Below are 17005 nucleotides of genomic sequence, written 5' to 3'. Positions count from 1 at the left end.
GCTTTAGTGATAATCGCCACCTCACCCTGCAACAACGCCTAAACCGCTTCCTGTTCGTCAGGCCAGCATTTTGCCTTCGGCTTCCTTCAGATTTCACCTCGCGGTGAACACCCTTGCCGTTCGGCTAACACTTCCCCTTGCCGGGTGTGCAGAGGACTTTCACCTCCAAGTCATCAACTCACCACCACAGTGAGTTAAACGGTGTCGAAACACCACGCGCCATGCCCGGCGCACGACAGAAAAGGGAGCCGAAGCTCCCTTTGTCACGCATCAGGCTAAGCTTAGCGAGTGCGTGGACAGATTTCTTCTTCTGAGAAGAAATACGCAATTTCACGCGCTGCAGATTCTGGTGCATCTGAACCGTGAACCGCATTCTCATCGATGGATACAGCGTAATCAGCACGCAATGTGCCGGCAGCTGCTTCAGCCGGGTTAGTAGCCCCCATGATTTCACGGTTTTTAACCACAGCGTTTTCGCCTTCCAGCACCTGAACCATTACCGGACCAGACGTCATGAAGTCTACCAGGGCGCCAAAGAAAGGACGCTCTTTGTGTTCAGCATAAAAGCCTTCAGCTTGCTCTTTGCTCATATGAACCATTTTAGAAGCAACGATGCGCAGACCAGCAGATTCGAAGCGGTTATAGATTGCACCGATTACGTTCTTTGCAACGGCATCAGGCTTAATAATTGAAAACGTACGCTCAAGAGCCATTTTCTGTCTCCGGGTTTAATTGTAAAATTTTGGTCGCGAATTATAGGCAATCTTTCTGCCCGTGCCTAGGGGGTAACGGGCAAATATCAAAAAATCTTCATAAAGGCGGCGATAAAGGCGGGCTATCCGCCGTGTTGGGCGGCTAAATGTTGGATTTTACCCACGATGGCACGTAAGCCGTTGCCCCGTGTAGGCGTAATATGACGTTCCAGATCGAGCGCTTCGAAGTACGCATCAATGTCAAAGGCGGTAATTTCGGCCGGCGTTTTATCGTTGTATGCCGCCATCACCAGTGCCAGCAGACCGTGAACAATCACCGCATCACTGTCGACTTCGAAGTGGAGTTTATCCCCGTCCATTGAGGTCATCAGCCACACGCTGCTCTGGCAGCCTTTGACTAACCGCTCAGGGGTTTTCTGAGCATCATCAAGGCGCGGTAACGCTTTACCCAAATCAATGATGTACTGGTACTTTTGTTCCCAATCATCAAAGAATTCCAAATCTTCAACGATTTCCTGACTAGATGGTAACTGCATGATTTACTCTCGAATTAAAAAAACAGGCCGGCTTCGAGCTGGGCTTCTTCACTCATTTTATCCCGCGACCAGGGCGGATCAAACACCAGTTCTACTTTGACATTCTCAACAAATGGCACCAGTCCCACGCGGTATTCCACATCGCCAACCAGCACCGGGCCCATACCGCAACCCGGTGCGGTGAGGGTCATGTCGATAGTGACCTGCTGAGTATCCTGATTAATGTCGACGTTGTAGATCAGGCCGAGTGATACCAGATTAATCGGAATTTCCGGATCGTAGATGGTTTCCAGCGCGTCCCAGACCTGCTGCTTATCGATATTGCCATCGGCCGGCGCGATAAAATCCAGGGCTTGGGGTTTACGACCAATGGCATCGGCGTCGGTACCGTCGATACGCAACATATTTCCTTGCCACGTGACGGTGTAGTTACCACCTAAGTCCTGAGTGATATTAACAAATTCACCATCAGGAATGATCACTGTCTCGCCGGAAGGCACTTTGCGCGACTTCACTTCACGTTCAGTCACTACCATTTTTTGCTTCATAGGTACTCTTATCCGACGTTAAAGCTTTCGCCGCAACCGCATTCATCTACAACATTAGGGTTGTAGTATTTGATCACGCCATTTACGCCTTCCATCACATAGTCGATTTCGGTGTTCTGTAACAATGATACGGCGTCTTTAGCGATGGCGACAGTTAGCTTATCGGACACGTTAAGCACCTCGTCACCTTCTACCGAGGCATCGGCAAAATCGAGCACATAAGCATAGCCGGTACAGCCACTCACTTTGGTCGATAAACGAATAATCTTGCCCGGCTGATTTTTAAGTTTGCCCTCAAAGTGCTTGATCGCACCCGGAGTGAGGGTAACAACGTCTTTACTGGGTACAAAAGTTTCTACTGACATGGTTATCTCTCCTAGCCCAACATAGTTTGGGCTTTACGTAAGCCCGCAAAGAAGGCAGACACTTCTTCCAGCGTGTTATACAGCGAGAAAGAAGCGCGGGCAGTGCCATTAATTCCGAGGCGATGCATCAGTGGTTGCGCGCAGTTATCGCCGGTACGGATAGCAATCCCCTGACGATCCAGAATAAAGCCAATATCGGCCGGGTGTGCGTTATCCATCACAAAGCTTAGGATACCGATTTTGTTTGGTGCCGTGCCAATTAAGCGCATGCCCTGAATATCCGCAGCCTGCGCCATAGCAGAATCAATCAGTGCTTTCTCGTGAGCCTGCACGGCAGCAATATCCAATTGGCTGAACCACTCAAGTGCGGTGCCTAGGCCAATAGCGCCGGCAATGTTTGGCGTACCGGCTTCGAGGCGGTTAGGCAATGCGCCCCAGGTGGCACTTTGATAGGTTACATCGGCAATCATTTCGCCACCGGTTAACCATACCGGCCAGTTTTCCAGCACGTCTTGTTTACCCCACAGCACACCAATGCCGGTTGGGCCAAATACTTTATGACCAGAAAACGCGTAAAAATCACAGCCCAGCGCCTGTACATCCACGTCGCCATGCGCGATACCCTGAGCGCCGTCAACCAGCACTAACGCGCCGTAGGCCTTAGCCATTGCAGTGAGTTCTTTAACCGGATTAACGGTACCCAATGCATTGGATACATGGGGAAACGCCACCATGCGGGTATTGGGCCCCAGCGACGCCTTGAAAGTTTCAAGGTCAAGCTCACCGTTATCAAAAATCGGCGCAACACGCAGCGTGGCTCCGCTTTGCAAACAAGCTTGTTGCCAGGTAACCAGGTTGGCGTGGTGTTCCATTTCGGTTACCACCACTTCGTCACCGGCTTCAAGCTGCTGGGCGAGGCCCTTTGCAACCAGGTTAATGCCTTCGGTAGTACCGCTGGTCCAGATAACTTCGTTACGGTTTGCCGCATTAATGAAACGAGCTACCTGATCACGAGCTTTTTCGTAACGGCGGGTCGCTTCGTCAGATAACTGATGAGCGCCACGGTGCACGTTGGCATTACACTGGGTATAAAAATCCACCAGTGAGTCAATCACGACCTGAGGTTTTTGCGTGGTGGCACCATTATCCAGATACACCAACGGTTTACCGTCTACCGTTTGCGATAAAATAGGGAACTCAGCACGAACTGCCGCTACATCAAAACTCATTTAACCTCCATGCCCACAAAGCGGTCATGTAACTGAGTTAACAACCAGCCAGCGATATCTTGGTTGGGGATCTGATTGATCAGTTCCTGAATAAAGCCAAAGTTGAGCATGATTAACGCCTGACTGCGACTGATGCCGCGAGTGAGCAGGTAATACAATGCTGTATCATCAATCTCTGCCACAGTGGCACCGTGGGCGCATTTAACGTCATCGGCATAAATTTCCAGTTCAGGCTTGGTATTTATTACCGCCCGACGTGACAATAACAGGTTACGGTTATTCAGTTCCGCCAAGGTTTTCTGCGCGTCACGATGAATATGAATGCGGCCGTTGAATACTGCTTTAGCGCGGTCGCCAACGATACCCCGTGCATTTTCCTCGGTAGTACAGTTTGGTACGGCATGCTCAATGGTGGTATGCAAGTCAAACAGCTCGCCTTCGGCCAGCAAATAAATCGCATTGATATTCGCGTTGGCAAATTCGCCAGTGTAGATAACATCCACATCAAGCCGCGATAGCTGACTACCATAGCCAATTAATGTGCTGTTGAGCTGCGCTTTTTCCGCCACTTTAAAATGACAGCCGCCAACGTGCATGGCTTGCTGAGTGAACATAGCAAAACGATAATGCTCCAAATGGGCTTCGCTGTGCAGGATATATTCGCTAAAAGCCGTGTTTACGCCACTGGCATCGCCATAGCCGTCTTCAAGTACAGTGGCTCGCGCACCGGCTTCGACCTGCATCAGTACCCGCAGATGTTGATCGCCTTCGTTACTGGCCAGCTGTGAAATACGAATCGGCGTATCGATAGTTTTGCCGGCAGCAACTTTAATGTACAGACCATCGGCCAGCAATGCGTCATTAACCTGACCAAACAAATGCCTGGCAGGTTTTACGTCTGACAACAGGCTTTCGATTTCCTGTTGTTGCTCAGCGGTAGCTGATGAAAAACGGGCAATTTCCAAGCCTTCCGGTAAAGACAGTGCGTTCACGTCGGTGAGCAATTCATTGCCACTAAACACTATCTCAATGGCGCTTAACTCGCCTATTTTCGGCGCGCTAAATTCGGAATTCCCAGGCTTAGCCAGTGACACGCTGCGTTTTTCTACCGGGATAAGCGGCGTAAAACGCCAGTCTTCCACTTTGCGTAGCGGCCAGCGGACTTTTTCCAGTTCAGCCAGCGCCGCCTGACGATGAGGAGCCAGCCAGTCGTGATGTGTTTGCGCCGAGGCGATTACTTCAGACAGCCATTGGCTCATGCATCGGCCTCCTCATAGGCTTTACCTAAAAAGGCATAACCTGATTTTTCAACTTCCAGCGCCAGAGACGCATCGCCACTTTTAACAATCTTGCCGTCAGCCAGAATATGGACAAAATCCGGCTTGATGTAATCAAGCAAACGCTGATAGTGAGTCACAACAATAAAGCTGCGCTGCCCGTCACGCTGGCTGTTTACACCATCAGCCACCACTTGCAGGGCGTCAACGTCGAGGCCCGAGTCAGACTCGTCAAGAATACACAGCGACGGCTCAAGCAGGATCATCTGCATGATCTCGTTACGCTTTTTCTCACCGCCAGAGAAACCTTCGTTAACACCACGTTTTAAGAAATCCAGTGGCAGATTCACCTGTTTACAGGCCGCCTTGGCTTTCTTTAAAAACTCAGCTGCGGTCAGTGGCTCTTCACCACGGTGCTCGCGCAGGGCGTTAACCGATTCTTTTAAGAATTCCATGTTGCTAACGCCAGGGATCTCAACCGGATACTGAAAGGCCAGGAATAACCCCTCGCGGGCACGCTCTTCCACGTCCAGATCCAGTAAATCTTTACCATTTAGCGTGGCGGCGCCTTCGTTGACTTCGTAGCCTTCACGGCCAGACAACACATAGCCAAGGGTGCTTTTACCGGCGCCGTTAGGCCCCATGATGGCATGAACTTCACCAGGCTTAACGTCCAGATTCAGCCCTTTGATAATGGTTTTATCTTCAACACTGGCGTGTAAATTATCGATAGATAACATTAAATTCTTTACCCCACAGAACCTTCTAAACTAATTTCGAGTAACTTGCCGGCTTCCACCGCAAATTCCATTGGTAATTCTTTAAAGACTTCCTTACAGAAGCCATTGACGATCATGGATACCGCTTTCTCAGCGTCCAGGCCCCGTTGCTGAGCCAGGAATAACTGTTCGTCGCTCACTTTAGATGTAGTGGCTTCGTGCTCAACAATGGCAGACGGATTGCGGCTTTCAATATACGGGAACGTATGCGCGCCACACTGATCGCCAATTAGCAGCGAATCACACTGCGTAAAATTACGGGCGCCATCTGATTTCGGCCCCATTTGTACCAGACCGCGGTAGGCGTTATTACTTTTGCCTGCCGAGATCCCTTTTGAAATAATGGTTGAGCGGGTGTTTTTCCCCAGATGAATCATCTTGGTGCCGGTGTCCGCCTGCTGGCGTCCACGGGTTAAGGCAACTGAGTAGAATTCACCAACACTGTTATCCCCTTTCAGCACGCAACTCGGATATTTCCAGGTAACGGCTGAGCCGGTTTCTACCTGGGTCCAGCTGATTTTTGCGTCGTTATGGCAAATACCGCGCTTGGTCACAAAGTTATAAATACCGCCCTTGCCGTTTTCATCCCCGGGGTACCAGTTTTGTACCGTTGAGTATTTGATGTTGGCTTTATCCAGCGCAACCAGCTCTACAACGGCTGCGTGTAACTGGTTTTCATCACGTTGTGGTGCCGTACACCCTTCCAGATAGCTTACATGGCTGCCTTCGTCAGCAACAATCAGTGTACGTTCAAACTGACCGGTGTTTTGCTCGTTGATGCGGAAATAAGTTGACAGTTCCATGGGGCAACGCACGCCTTTAGGGATATACACAAACGAGCCATCGGTAAATACGGCACTGTTCAGCGCCGCGAAGTAGTTATCGGTACGAGGAACCACAGAGCCGATGTACTTTTTAACCAGCTCAGGATATTTCTGGATAGCTTCCGAAATCGGGCAGAATATAACGCCCGCTTCGTGCAGCTTTTCGCGGAAGGTTGTCACTACTGATACCGAGTCAAATACCGCATCAACGGCAACACCAGCCAGCATTTCCTGCTCGTGCAGCGGAATGCCCAGCTTGTTATACACATCCAGTAGTTCCGGGTCGACTTCGTCGAGGGACTTTGGTTTGTCCTTCATACTCTTAGGTGATGAGTAGTACGAAATGGCCTGATAATCCACTTTGGGATAATCGACATGAGCCCAGTCCGGCTCTTCCATTTCCAGCCATGAATGATAGGCTTTCAGGCGCCATTCGAGCATCCATTCCGGCTCATTTTTCATGGCTGATATACGGCGGATAATGGATTCGTCCAGACCATTTTCGAAGGTATCAGACTCGATTTCAGAATAGAAACCCGCCTCGTATTGTTTCGATAGCGCCTGTTCGATTTGCTCGCTCATTGACTCATCTCACTGTTATTGAACATTTCGCCGCGATAATCACCCTGTAGTGTCGTCACTACAGCTGTTCAGCGTTTTCGCTGTCACCGCGACATGGAAGCCACATTATATAATACCCGAGTATTTCACTCAACTATTCACCCGGGGCGTTTCTGCTCTCTATCAAACCGAATCTCATGACAGTCTGGTATGGCAACGTGGCGCTTTGTATGCACTGAAATCTGGGGGCCGCAATCTTGCCTGAATATTGGTTTAACTGCAATCTTAGCGGCTCCGACTTAGGTCTGAATAAAGCACTGTGACAGGCGGCTGTGTTAACCTCCCTGTCTGCCCTCGCGTAACGTTTTTACTGTTTCTATTACTCTTTGCGCGGCAAAACGGATGTCTTCTTCACTGGTAAAACGACCGGCAGAAAAGCGTAAACCCGCGTGGGCTAATTCTGCACTGCGGCCCAGCGCCGTTAACACATAAGAAGGTTCCATACTCGCCGAGGTACAGGCCGAACCGGTAGAGATAGCAAGATCATGCAGTCCCATCACCAGACTTTCACCGTCTACCCCACCAAAACTGATATTGATAATGCCAGGCACGCGTTGGGTGAGGTGACCGTTCAGATACACATTGTCAAGGCAGCTAACCTCCTCCCACAACAACTCGGTATAGCTGCGCAGCCTGGAAGCTTCTTTATTCAGAGATTGCCCGGCAAGCTCACAGGCCTCACCAAAACCCACTATCTGATGGGTCGGTAGCGTTCCCGAGCGCATGCCCCGCTCATGACCACCGCCATGGATTTGAGCGGCAATTTGAACCTTAGGTCGGCGGCGAACATACAACGCGCCAATTCCTTTCGGGCCATAACACTTATGTGCAGAGAAAGACATTAAATCCACAGGCAGGGCTGTCAGGTCGATAGGCAACTTACCCAGACTCTGCGCAGCATCAACATGAAAATACACCTGATGCTCGCGACACAACTCACCAATTGCGGCAATATCCTGGATAACACCGGTTTCGTTATTGACATGCATTACTGAGACCAGCACGGTGTCATCGCTTATCGCCTCAGCCACTTGCTCTACCGATATCAATCCGTGGGTGTCGGGCGCTAGTAGCGTAACCCTGACCCCTTGACCGGCAAGATACTCTACTGTATCGAGTACTGCTTTGTGTTCGGTTGCCACGGTAATCACATGCTTTTGCGGTTTATCTGCAGCTTCAACCACACCTTTAATCGCCAGGTTATCCGACTCGGTGGCGCCGGAGGTAAAGACAATTTCGCGGGGATCGCAATTCACCAGATCGGCAATTTGATTGCGCGCCACATCAACCGCTTCTTCAGCCACCCATCCAAAACGGTGTGAGCGCGAAGCCGGGTTGCCAAAATTACCTTCCATCGTCAGGCTGGCAGCCATTTGCGCTGCAACCTGAGGATCTACCGGCGTGGTAGAGGCATAATCTAAATATACGGGGGTACGTTTCATGACCTGTCTTTATAACTGAAAACTGACCTGAATTTTACCGTCAACCGGCATGTTGTGCTTGTCCTGACGACCAGCGACTTCTTGTACATCGCCTTTAGCCATCAATTCTCCAAGACTTATGCCGTCAAGAAAGTGGCTGATGCGATCGCTCAGGTCCTGCCACAGACTATGGGTAAGACAACGCTCACCGGCCTGACAATCGCCCTGCCCCTGACAGCGCGTAGCATATACTGATTCGTCTACCGCTCGGATCACCTCACCGATAGCGATAAGCTCGGCTTCCCGCCCCAATTGATAGCCGCCGCCCGGTCCGCGCACACTCAATACCAGATTCTCTTTGCGTAAACGCGAAAAAAGCTGCTCTAAGTAAGACAGAGAAATTTCCTGTCTGGCAGAAATATCAGCCAGCGATACCGGCCCCTGCTTGGAATGGAGCGCCACATCTAACATTGCCGTAACTGCGTAGCGGCCTTTTGAAGTCAGTTTCATAACCAAATACGGATAGTGAACAATAGCAAAATTGTTCCATACCCGAGTAAATTGGTCAAGTATAAAACCCTACTACTTACTCAAGTATTATGCTGTTTACCGATACACTCAGAAGCCACTTGAGTCGGATGTTCAGATCTGTGGATCGAATTCGTCGTGACTCACCTGTTTCGAATTAGGCACTACAGGAGAAATACCTGTACTGGCGAAGTCTTCTGCGGTCATTGCACTAAGGCGATCTTTAGATACCTCGCCGCCCATGCCCTGAATAACCTGACAAAGCTCTTCGATGCGACCATCCATAGCGTGGATATGTTCCACCATAATGCCCATGGCATTCGCCACGGGATCAGGATTATCCGAAGCCACCGCGTACGCATCAAAGCCGTACTTTTTGGCGATGGCATTGCGCTTTTCTTTACCGGTATCGGTTTCTTTGGCAGGCTGCAGAATGTGCCCGGGGATACCCAGCACTGTGGTTCCGGGCGGTGCATCTTTTACTACCACAGAGTTACTGCCAATCTTCGCCCCTTCACCAATGGTGATAGGGCCTAAAACCTTGGCACCCGCACCAACCACAACGTTATTTTCCAGAGTTGGGTGGCGTTTACCGGCATTCCAGGTAGTACCGCCAAGGGTAACGCCATGGTAAAGGGTAACATCATCACCAATATCAGCCGTTTCCCCAATCACCACGCCCATGCCGTGATCAATAAAGAAACGCCGGCCGATGGTGGCGCCCGGGTGGATTTCGATGCCGGTCAGCCAACGGCTGAAAGTCGATAGCGAGCGGGCGAGCCATTTCAACTCCAGTCGCCAGAGCTTGTTACTTATCCGATGCAACCAAACGGCGTGTAATCCCGGATAGTTGGTCAGTACTTCAAAAGCGTTTCGCGCCGCCGGATCGCGGTGAAAGACCGCTCTGATATCTTCTTTCATTCGGCTGAACATGGCTATTTCCCGGCTGATTTATCCACGGATGCCAGAATACCGCGTAAGATATTCAGCTCCTGGGATTCCGGGCGGGCCCGGTTAAATAAGCGGCGCAGGCGGGTCATTACAATGCCCGGGTGATTTTCATTAATGAAGCTGACTTTTTTTAACGTTGATTCCAGGTGCACATAGAAACGCTCCAGGTCGTCGTTTAACGGATATTCAGTCTCTTCGGTTGGGATGGCATCTTTATTCAGAAACGCCATGCGTATTTCATAACACAGGGTTTGCACCGCAGCCGCGAGGTTTAATGAGCTGTAATCGGGATTGGCCGGGATGCATACATGAAAATGGCATTGCTGAAGCTCTTCATTTGTGAGGCCATTGTTTTCACGGCCAAACACCAGTGCCACCGGATAGTTATCAACCTCTTTGATCAGCTTTTCACCACAACTTCTAGGCTCCAGCATGGGCCAGCTTAAGGTTCTTGAGCGGGCCGAAGTACCCACAACCAGACCACAGCCTGCCACCGCTTCTTCCAGTTTATTCACGGTTTTAGCATTGGCTAATACGTCGCCAGCACCAGCCGCCAGTGCACTGGCTTTGCCATCCGGCGGGCTAACCGGATCCACCAGATACAGGTTACTTAAGCCCATGGTTTTCATCGCCCGGGCGGTAGAACCGATGTTGCCGGTATGTGACGTATTTACTAATACAATTCTGATATTTTCTAACATGCTTTAAACAGTACGGCTGCAAATGGCGCAGAGTGTAGCATACCGCTTACACATTCTCACCGCTTAGCTGCGTATTTCGTCTGTGGTGGCATTGCATTGCGGGCTGGAACTGGTACACTCCGCGGCGTTTATTTTTTGATCTTTTACAATTGGTGGTTCTGTTATGCATCCGATGCTGAACATTGCGGTGCGCGCTGCGCGCGTGGCTGGCTCTCTTATTGTCCGCGGTTTTGAAAATCGTGACGACCTGGTAAAACAGGCTAAGGGCGCAAACGATTATGTTACCCAAATCGACAAAGATGCCGAAATGGCAATTATTCACAAAATTAAGCAATCGTACCCCGAGCATAGCTTTTTAGGTGAAGAAAGCGGCGAAACTGCAGGCGAAAGCGCTGAATTTCAGTGGATTATTGATCCCCTTGACGGCACCACCAATTTTATTAAAGGCATTCCACATTTTGCCGTATCGATTGCACTATTGCATAAAGGTCGTCTCGACCAGGGCGTAGTCTTCGATCCTATCCGTGGTGAGTTGTTCACTGCCTCTCGTGGCCAGGGCGCCCAGTTAAATGGTTATCGCATTCGCGCCAGTAAGGCTCGTGATTTATCTGAAACCGTTTTAGCTACAGGGTTACCGTTTAAAAACAAAACCCAGTATGCCGACTACGCTCTTCGGTTAAATAAAATCTTCCATGACTGCGGTGATATTCGTCGTGCTGGTAGTGCAGCGTTGGACTTAGCCTACGTTGCGGCAGGCCGCCATGACGGGTATTGGGAACGCGGCATTAAGCCCTGGGATATTGCAGCCGGTGAATTGCTGGTTCGCGAAGCTGGCGGCCTGGTAACTGATTTCAGCGGCAATAACGACCCACTTTATAAAGGTGAGATCGTCGCCGGTAGCGTAAAAGTCGTTCAAGGTTTGGTTAAACATTTAAAGTAAGCCAATACAACACCTAAGTAACAAAAAGGCCACTTCAATGAAGTGGCCTTTTTAATTTAGTGAATATTACTAGCCGTTTAACGAGGCCAGATATTCTTTGAATTCGTCGCCCAGACTCGGATGGCGCAGCGCATATTCAACATTGGCTTTCATGTAGCCCAGTTTACTACCGCAGTCATGACTCTTACCTTTCATGTAGTAAGCATCAACCTGCTCAACTTTCATCAGTGAAGTGATGGCATCTGTTAACTGGATTTCACCACCAGCTCCCGGCGGTGTGTATTCAAGCAATGGCCAGATTTCATGTGACAACACGTAACGACCTACAACGGCCAGATCAGATGGCGCTTCTTCCAGTGGCGGCTTTTCAACCATGTCATGGATCTTGGCAGATTCACCAGGCTTAATGCTCGCGCCTTCTAAGTCAACAATACCAAACTTAGAAATGTTCTCTTGTGGTACCTGCTCTACCATAACCTGGCTCACCCGGCTGGTATTGAAGCGCGCGACCATGTCTGCCAGATTATCTTTTTTCAGGTTACTGGCGTAATCGTCAATGATCACATCCGGCAAAACTACCGCGAATGGTGCATCACCCACCATAGGATGCGCACACATGATGGCATGACCCAAACCTTTAGCAGCGCCCTGACGAACGTGCATAATCGTTACGTCTTTCGGGCAAATAGCCTGTACTTCTTCGAGTAACTGACGCTTAACCCGCTGTTCCAGCGTGGTTTCAAGTTCGAAAGAGGTATCAAAGTGGTTTTCGATGCTGTTCTTACTCGCGTGAGTAACGAGAATAATTTCTTTTAACCCCGCCTGCACACACTCGTTAACCACGTATTGGATTAATGGTTTATCGACAACCGGCAGCATTTCCTTCGGAATTGCCTTGGTTGCTGGCAGCATACGCGTACCTAGGCCGGCTACAGGAATAACCGCTTTTTTTACCTGACTCATAGTTTATGTCCTTTTATTGATAGTCCTCGACCAATGGCGTAGTAATGCAATCCGTATTCCGACATGATTTTCGGATCATACAAATTCCGGCCGTCGAAAATTAACGGAATGCTCAGTTTTTCTTTAATTAGGTCAAAATCTGGTGCCCGGAATGACTGCCACTCAGTACAAATCACCAGGAAATCAGCGCTATCAAGGGCTGCTTCTTTCGTTCCGGTTAACTTAAGATCCGGGCGGCTGCCATAGATACGCTGGGTTTCTTCCATTGCTTCAGGGTCGTAGGCCTGAACCGTTGCGCCCTGTTCCCATAACAACTCCATAAGCACGCGGCTGGAAGCTTCACGCATATCGTCAGTATTCGGCTTAAACGACAATCCCCATAATGCAACAGTCTTGCCTTTCAGGTCGCCATCGAAATGGCCGGAAACATATTCAAACAGTTTTTCTTTTTGGGTGTAGTTAACGGCTTCCACTGATTCCAGCACTTTCGCCTGGTAGCCCACCTGATTTGCACTACGAATGAGCGCTTGCACATCTTTGGGGAAACATGAACCGCCATAGCCACATCCGGGGTAGATGAACTGATAACCTATTCTGGGGTCAGAACCAATACCGCGACGCACGTTCTCAATATCGGCGCCAAAACGCTCTGCCAGGTTAGCCATTTCATTCATGAAGCTGATTTTAGTGGCCAGCATACAGTTGGCGGCATATTTGGTCAGCTCTGCTGACCGAATGTCCATCACGATAACTTTATCGTGATTACGGTTAAACGGCGAGTAGAGTTCGCGCAGTTTCTTTTCGGCGTTCTCACTTTGAGTGCCGATAATAATTCGGTCTGGCCGCATGCAATCGTTAACTGCTGCGCCTTCTTTTAAAAACTCAGGGTTAGATACCACATCAAAGGTAACCGCTTTCCCTAAGGATTCCAGCGTTTCGCTTACCTTTGCACTCACTCTGTCGGCAGTGCCAACCGGCACAGTAGATTTATTGATGATGATTTTATGATTTTGCATATGAGTGGCCACTGTTTCCGCCACTGCCAGTACGTATTTCAGATCGGCTGAACCATCTTCATCCGGCGGTGTACCCACAGCGATAAAAATCAGCTCTCCATGTTCGATACCCATTTTGGCATCGGTGGTAAAGTCGACCCGGCCGCCCTCATAATTGCTGGTGACCAGCGGCGTTAAGCCCGGCTCGTAAATGGGGATAATGCCGTTTTTAAGGTTATCAACCTTGGCCTGATCCACATCCACACAAACAACATCGTGGCCCACCTCAGCTAACACTGCAGCCTGCACGAGGCCCACATAGCCAATTCCAAAGACTGTTACCTTCACTTGTTCCCTTCCTTCTAAAACTCAGCGGCGCCTGGGTTAATCAGGCAAATCGAATAATAAAACTAAAACATTAAAGCATCATGACGTAACAGGCTCAACAGAAAACTTATTGGTCGGCCTTGTAACGTCCAGTCCGTTTACACAGGCCATCCTTCAACCCTTGCATCATATACTGGCGACGAGCCTTGCGCTGCTCCAAACACCAGCCGTTCACTATCCACCTGACTGGCAGGGCGATACAATTCCTGACTTTCCAGTACAGTGGAACATAAGAGCGGCGCAATAATATGAGGATATTGCGAAATTGATAATATAGCCGCACAGGACTACCGACCTTAAACGTGAACCCGAGGATACGCTTGCGGGATTCTCCTTGTTTATGGCGCAATAAGGCGTTTGTATCAGTGATGATCCGATACCCCTTTTGGCTCGCCCGCCAACACCATTCATGATCCACGCCATCTATAAATAAAGCATCTTCCATCAAGCCAATGTCAGCAAGCACGGATATCGGAATGACCTTGCCGGACGCGATAATCTGCCTGCTATGCAGGAAACCATGTTCATCGGGTACAGCGCGTTGCACTTTTGCTCGGACAACCCGTCCGTCAAATTCGCTGACGATAGAGGGGCCATAAGCCGCAAGATTTGTATAAAAAGACTGTGCTTCAACCACACGCTGCTGCACCGTTTGCAGTAACTGCTCAGTAAGGTGACTATCCTGATCAAGCAACATGGCATAATCACGCCCCTGTTGTCTGGCTAATAGCAACCCGATATTCTGCGCGTGGGCAATGCCAGCGTTTTCAGGACAATGCCTGAACTCAACGGAAGATGATAACCAGCTCTTATGGCTTTGCGGGGAATTATCCACCACAACGACCTGCCAGCCGTTGTTCTCCAGCAACCTGATGTTGTTGAGCAGAATAGGACGCTCAGGATAAAAGAGAATGATAATAGCCGAGAATTTCAATGCTTTATTATTTTTTCAAGTAGATGCCTGTCGAGCTTGTAAGCCATTTTGACAACCCCTGATGGCATCATGCGCAGACCTAATACCATGCAGGCATAAACAAGATTATAAGGTGTCAGGCGTTTAAGCCAGCGCATCGCCCGAAAGCGGGCCCGAAATTCATTTAATGATTTTATCAGCCCGCGGCGTTTATAAAAATCATTTACCCGCCGAAAACGCAGCAACTTATCTTTTAGATTACAAAAAATGTAGCCGGCCGCGGCGAGTTCAATCCAGAGAAAATAATCCTGAGTATTTTGCAGTGCATCGTCATAACGGTAGCCGTCAGTAAACACTTTATAACGAATACATACAGTGGGGTGATTAATGGTACAACGGCGTGGTAACAGACGCGTGATTTGTCGATTGGTCTGTGGCATCACCCGCGAGCCCACCTGATTATTTTGCTCATTAATTTCAATCAGGCCGGTACCTAAAATGGCAACGTGTGCATGTTTGGTCAGGTAGGTAATTTGCTTTTCCAAACGGTTAAATTCAGATATGTCATCAGCATCCATACGGAAAAAGTACTGCGGCTTTAACGATAAGGACCAGTCGATAGCGAAGTTCATACAGGTTGCCAATCCTCTGTTGGCGCTACCTTCAATGATTACCAGACGCTCATCGTCCTCAGCGTGCTGCATGATAACCGCCAGTAATTCAGGCGAAATATGCCCATCGATAACAATGACATAAAGAAAGTCGCTGTAGGTTTGCTGGCGAATACTGACAATTGCCTGATCCACCCAATCCGCGCAGTCCTTTTCGTAAACGGCCATAGCAACGATGGCGGGAATTTCATGCACCCGATAGTTGCTGTGTTTAATTGAAAAGTTTGGGGTCAAGATAAAATCCGGCTATCGACAGTAACGCGAAGTGTACCGGATTTTACAACAAATATGCACCACTGTGATGCAATTTATGCAGGTAGCAGGCGGCGCTTTACCGCCCGGAAAAACCGTATGATTTTCCAGATATTCATAATTGCCGCCCTGTAAATGACTAACAGCACCATAAATCCCCAGAACATGATGTATGCCGGAACCTGGTACACCTCACCGAGGATACCAATAAGACAATATCCCGCGCCCATCAGAAGGATGGCGACCAGTGAACGGCGAGAACTAAAGCCTGCCCGCATGAAAATATTATGCAGGTGCTTACGATCCGGTTTTAGCACTGACTGACCTTTTCTGGCTCGTCTGAACATAATGGCTGCCATATCCATTAGCGGCAGACCGATTAGCCAAACACCCGTAATCGGGCGTAGTGACGCACCAGGCCCCTGGGTATGATCAACCAGCAGCCACACTATGGTAAGGCCGACAAACATACTGCCGGCATCACCCATAAATATCTTATTCCCCTTGAAACCTTTGAGGCTAAGGTTAAATGCCAGAAACGGCACTATGGCAGCAATGATAACCAACGGTTCCATAATGGCGGCGCCGTTATCTGACAGCAATAGCAAACTGACAACACTCAACAGTACTACAAGACTCATACCGCCTGCCAGACCATCGATACCATCAATCATGTTGATGGCGTTAATGACCCCTACAACACAAACCAGGGTGAAGAAATAGCCAGACAAACCAAGGTAAACTGAACCAAAGCCGAAGATATCGCCAAGGGATGTAATGTAATTTTGCGCACTCCACGCCATAATCGAGGCGACGCCAAACTGACAAACCAAACGACCTTTAGCACTCAGATCAAATCGATCATCAAGCATACCGAGCAAAACAATAAAGGCGGACGCGGTAAAAAACAGCGGATTATTTTTCATCCACACGTCAGTTAGCACGCTGGCTACCAGTACTGCAACAAAAATAGCTACACCGCCCGTCAATGGCACTATACCATTGTGACGTTTTCTGTATGACGGCTGATCAACAAGCCCAAACTGATGGGCCAGGGGTGTCATCACCACCAGCAAAATCAATGCTACAAAAAATGCTGTAAATAACGGAATAAACTGCAGATAGTCCATCATGCCTTACTTTTCTCCACAGAATCCTTACCCACCTGTGTTCTCACGCCCACACTACAAACAGGAAAATCCATTTACTTACAAACTCCGTTGAGAATATCGCCGAACCTATATATGGCTACACCAGCCACCTGAGGCTTCGTGGAGAGGTCACTATAATCACCCGATATAATAGTAAACATTAGTATAACTGACTACCCCCCCAATTAAATTTAAATTTAAACGCACGTTTTTTACACAGTCGGTGTTATTTCTGTTCAG

At 49.2% G+C, this 17005-nt stretch carries 18 protein-coding genes; 1 reads left to right on the top strand and 17 read right to left on the bottom strand.

Going from position 1 to position 17005, the window contains the following annotated elements; genetic code table 11:
- Nucleotides 1–281: 281 nt before the first annotated feature.
- From ndk to trmJ, 12 genes are all read right to left on the bottom strand, one after another.
- Nucleotides 282–713: a nucleoside-diphosphate kinase gene (gene ndk / locus AC566Q_RS06225; protein WP_073323091.1), complete on the bottom strand. Its 432-nt coding sequence runs from the start codon at nt 711–713 to the stop codon at nt 282–284.
- A gap of 122 nt (nt 714–835) precedes the next feature.
- Nucleotides 836–1249 carry a SufE family protein gene (locus tag AC566Q_RS06220; protein WP_105934391.1) on the bottom strand — a complete coding sequence of 138 codons (414 nt, stop codon included), beginning with the start codon at nt 1247–1249 and terminating at the stop codon, nt 836–838.
- 14 nt (nt 1250–1263) lie between these two features.
- Nucleotides 1264–1797 (bottom strand): putative Fe-S cluster assembly protein SufT, encoded by a 534-nt coding sequence (sufT, locus tag AC566Q_RS06215; protein WP_105934390.1) that lies wholly within the window; start codon nt 1795–1797, stop codon nt 1264–1266.
- Between the two features lie 8 nt (nt 1798–1805).
- A complete protein-coding gene (locus AC566Q_RS06210; protein ID WP_105934389.1) occupies nt 1806–2162 on the bottom strand; it encodes a HesB/IscA family protein in 357 nt (118 codons plus the stop codon).
- A gap of 11 nt (nt 2163–2173) precedes the next feature.
- Nucleotides 2174–3391, bottom strand: coding sequence for an aminotransferase class V-fold PLP-dependent enzyme (locus AC566Q_RS06205; protein WP_499614910.1), 1218 nt, complete (start codon nt 3389–3391; stop codon nt 2174–2176).
- The gene (sufD, locus tag AC566Q_RS06200; RefSeq protein ID WP_105934387.1) at nt 3388–4650 is read right to left on the bottom strand and encodes a Fe-S cluster assembly protein SufD; all 1263 of its coding nucleotides are present in this window, start codon (nt 4648–4650) and stop codon (nt 3388–3390) included. The genes AC566Q_RS06205 and sufD overlap by 4 nt, the downstream gene beginning before the upstream one ends.
- Nucleotides 4647–5408: a Fe-S cluster assembly ATPase SufC gene (sufC, locus tag AC566Q_RS06195; protein WP_105934386.1), complete on the bottom strand. Its 762-nt coding sequence runs from the start codon at nt 5406–5408 to the stop codon at nt 4647–4649. The genes sufD and sufC overlap by 4 nt, the downstream gene beginning before the upstream one ends.
- An 8-nt stretch (nt 5409–5416) precedes the next feature.
- On the bottom strand, nt 5417–6853 hold the full coding sequence (gene sufB, locus AC566Q_RS06190; RefSeq protein ID WP_105934385.1) for a Fe-S cluster assembly protein SufB: 1437 nt from the start codon (nt 6851–6853) through the stop codon (nt 5417–5419).
- A 314-nt stretch (nt 6854–7167) separates the two neighbouring features.
- A complete protein-coding gene (locus AC566Q_RS06185) occupies nt 7168–8334 on the bottom strand; it encodes an IscS subfamily cysteine desulfurase (RefSeq protein ID WP_499614906.1) in 1167 nt (388 codons plus the stop codon).
- 9 nt (nt 8335–8343) lie between these two features.
- Nucleotides 8344–8823, bottom strand: coding sequence for a Fe-S cluster assembly transcriptional regulator IscR (iscR, locus tag AC566Q_RS06180; protein WP_499614903.1), 480 nt, complete (start codon nt 8821–8823; stop codon nt 8344–8346).
- Between the two features lie 132 nt (nt 8824–8955).
- On the bottom strand, nt 8956–9774 hold the full coding sequence (cysE, locus tag AC566Q_RS06175; protein WP_499614900.1) for a serine O-acetyltransferase: 819 nt from the start codon (nt 9772–9774) through the stop codon (nt 8956–8958).
- A gap of 2 nt (nt 9775–9776) precedes the next feature.
- Nucleotides 9777–10493: a tRNA (cytosine(32)/uridine(32)-2'-O)-methyltransferase TrmJ gene (gene trmJ, locus AC566Q_RS06170; RefSeq protein ID WP_499614897.1), complete on the bottom strand. Its 717-nt coding sequence runs from the start codon at nt 10491–10493 to the stop codon at nt 9777–9779.
- A 163-nt stretch (nt 10494–10656) separates the two neighbouring features.
- On the opposite strand from trmJ, the gene suhB reads away from it, so the two are divergent.
- Nucleotides 10657–11433: an inositol-1-monophosphatase gene (suhB, locus tag AC566Q_RS06165; protein WP_499614894.1), complete on the top strand. Its 777-nt coding sequence runs from the start codon at nt 10657–10659 to the stop codon at nt 11431–11433.
- Nucleotides 11434–11502: 69 nt separating this feature from the next.
- Here the strand turns inward: suhB and galU are convergent, their stop codons facing one another.
- The 5 genes from galU to wecA form a co-directional block, all read right to left on the bottom strand.
- Nucleotides 11503–12396: a UTP--glucose-1-phosphate uridylyltransferase GalU gene (gene galU / locus AC566Q_RS06160; RefSeq protein ID WP_123324494.1), complete on the bottom strand. Its 894-nt coding sequence runs from the start codon at nt 12394–12396 to the stop codon at nt 11503–11505.
- Nucleotides 12393–13739, bottom strand: a complete 1347-nt coding sequence (locus AC566Q_RS06155; RefSeq protein WP_499614889.1) for a UDP-glucose dehydrogenase family protein — start codon at nt 13737–13739, stop codon at nt 12393–12395. Before AC566Q_RS06155 ends, galU begins: the two co-directional genes overlap by 4 nt.
- Nucleotides 13740–13845: 106 nt before the next feature.
- On the bottom strand, nt 13846–14712 hold the full coding sequence (locus tag AC566Q_RS06150; RefSeq protein ID WP_499614886.1) for a glycosyltransferase family 2 protein: 867 nt from the start codon (nt 14710–14712) through the stop codon (nt 13846–13848).
- Nucleotides 14709–15596 carry a glycosyltransferase gene (locus tag AC566Q_RS06145; protein WP_499614883.1) on the bottom strand — a complete coding sequence of 296 codons (888 nt, stop codon included), beginning with the start codon at nt 15594–15596 and terminating at the stop codon, nt 14709–14711. Before AC566Q_RS06145 ends, AC566Q_RS06150 begins: the two co-directional genes overlap by 4 nt.
- Nucleotides 15597–15670: 74 nt before the next feature.
- Nucleotides 15671–16747, bottom strand: a complete 1077-nt coding sequence (gene wecA, locus AC566Q_RS06140; RefSeq protein ID WP_499614878.1) for a UDP-N-acetylglucosamine--undecaprenyl-phosphate N-acetylglucosaminephosphotransferase — start codon at nt 16745–16747, stop codon at nt 15671–15673.
- Nucleotides 16748–17005: the final 258 nt, after the last annotated feature.

The organism is Alteromonas sp. H02, from assembly GCF_059682525.1.
Note: the sequence above shows the minus strand (reverse complement) of the source record. Positions and strands in the feature narration are given on the sequence as shown.